This window comes from Salegentibacter tibetensis (assembly GCF_020164485.1).
Taxonomy (GTDB): domain Bacteria; phylum Bacteroidota; class Bacteroidia; order Flavobacteriales; family Flavobacteriaceae; genus Salegentibacter; species Salegentibacter tibetensis.
Genome location: NZ_JAIQZA010000078.1, coordinates 1 through 1810, shown reverse-complemented (window position 1 = coordinate 1810; position 1810 = coordinate 1). Strand labels below are relative to the sequence as shown.

At 38.7% G+C, this 1810-nt stretch carries 3 protein-coding genes; 1 reads left to right on the top strand and 2 read right to left on the bottom strand.

What is annotated here, in order from left to right:
- Both LB467_RS18520 and LB467_RS18515 read right to left on the bottom strand, forming a co-directional pair.
- Window positions 1–147: FAD-dependent oxidoreductase (locus tag LB467_RS18520; RefSeq protein WP_224475639.1), on the bottom strand; the 147-nt coding region annotated here is incomplete at its 3' end.
- A 39-nt stretch (window positions 148–186) separates the two neighbouring features.
- A complete protein-coding gene (locus LB467_RS18515; protein WP_224475638.1) occupies window positions 187–1152 on the bottom strand; it encodes a carbon-nitrogen hydrolase family protein in 966 nt (321 codons plus the stop codon).
- Between the two features lie 354 nt (window positions 1153–1506).
- Here LB467_RS18515 and LB467_RS18510 point away from each other — a divergent pair.
- Window positions 1507–1810 (top strand): SDR family NAD(P)-dependent oxidoreductase (locus tag LB467_RS18510; RefSeq protein ID WP_224475637.1); only part of this gene is annotated, 304 nt, incomplete at its 3' end.

Below are 1810 nucleotides of genomic sequence, written 5' to 3'. Positions count from 1 at the left end.
CAAAACAGTGTTTATTCTTCCTCCCGCTCTGTCTCTGGCCTCCAATATTTTAATTGCAACTCCTGCTTTCTTCAACCTGTAAGCGGCCACAAGTCCAGAAAGACCGGCCCCTATAATAACTACAGGTGATTTATTCTGTTTATCCATTCATAAATTCATCAAAAATTAAAGATTATCAGAGACGCCTTAAAACTGTTCATTTTCCAGGTCAATGATAGACTGTCGCTCCCGGTTAACTGTTAATCGGGTAATGTCCGGACGAGAGTAATGTCCGGCGCCGTCAAAATTTTGACGCTCTTCCAAAACCCGGTTAATATTTAAGGAATGCACAAATAAACCTTCCTTATCTATTATCGGCTCTACTATCCATTCCCCATCGGGGCCGGCAATACAGGAACCCCCATTAGCTAAAACATCAGGTGCATTTTTTATGATTTTTTCGAGATGAGGCGTGTTTTTAGGAAAATCTTCAATTCTCATCAGGCCCGATACAGAAATGACAAATGATCTGGATTCCTTTGCAATAAATCTGGTAATGTCTCTCGTGTTATTTTCTGATCCCGGCCATACTGCCACGTGAAGATTTTCTCCAAGGCCCTGTAAAGCAGTTCTTGCCAGGGGCATCCAGTTTTCCCAGCAGTTCAATCCACCAACGCTAAAGTCTTTTAAAGGATGTACCTGCAGTCCATTTCCATCTCCGGGAGCCCAGGTTAACCGCTCCTCATAAGTAGGTTGCAGTTTTCGGTGAACAGACTGAATTTTTCCAAGGTTGTCAATATATACCAATGAGCAGTATAGACTATGTCCTCCCCGATTATGAGCTCTTTCAATCATGCCAAGATAAATGGCTATACTATTTTCTTTCGCGATCGCACACAATTCATCAAGCTCCCCTTTTTCCACCTGAATTGAATTTCGTACATAATGCGCATGAATTTCTTTGTGTACAGCCGAATTAAATTCAGCTCCGTTTGCCAGCGATAACCAGAATGGATAGCCGGGTAATAAACCTTCCCCAAAAATTACAAGATCACATTCCTGCTTCCCTGCTTGGATCACAAAATCTTTTATTTTATTTAAAGTGCCGCTTTTATTTAACCAAACCGGGGAGATTTGAGCTAATGCTACTTTTAAATTTTCATCGTTTTTCATAATTTCTATATCGTAGATAAAGCAATTTTCTTTTATTAAATCTTTTGGACACCGGCTTCTAATCTTATTTTTCTGAAACCACTTTGGCTAAAAATAAGGTGTTGAAATTTCGGAAACTCTCAATTTCAAAAGTAATTATAACATTTTCAATTTTACTGCCAAACCGGTAATAAGTTAAGACCCTATAAAGCTTAGATCACTTCGTCACCAATCTTTTTTAAAATAAAAAATAAAATAGGTTGGCGGTTAATAATGGCTATATCTCTAAAAATGAATCTGTTAAATAAAAACTAAACCTCCCTAATTCCCTTTATTTTTCTTTGCTTAGACGCTATCTTTAAAAAAACTTGTTCTATGAATTTAGAAAATAAAAAAATATTGATAACCGGAGGAAGTGCCGGTATAGGTAAAGCCTTAATTCATGAATTGCTGAAACACGGGGCACAGGATTTTGCCGTGATCGGGAGGAAAAAAAAGCCTCTAGAAAAGCTGAAAGAAGAGATCCCTTCAGCAAATTTTATGCTTATTCAGGCAGATGTCAGCAACCCAAAGGATTTGGAGAAAGCTGTGAAGCAAATTACTGAATCATGGGAGCATCTGGACATTTTGATCAATAGTGCGGGAGTGGTAAGCGCAGGCCTGCTGTCAGAACTAAGTG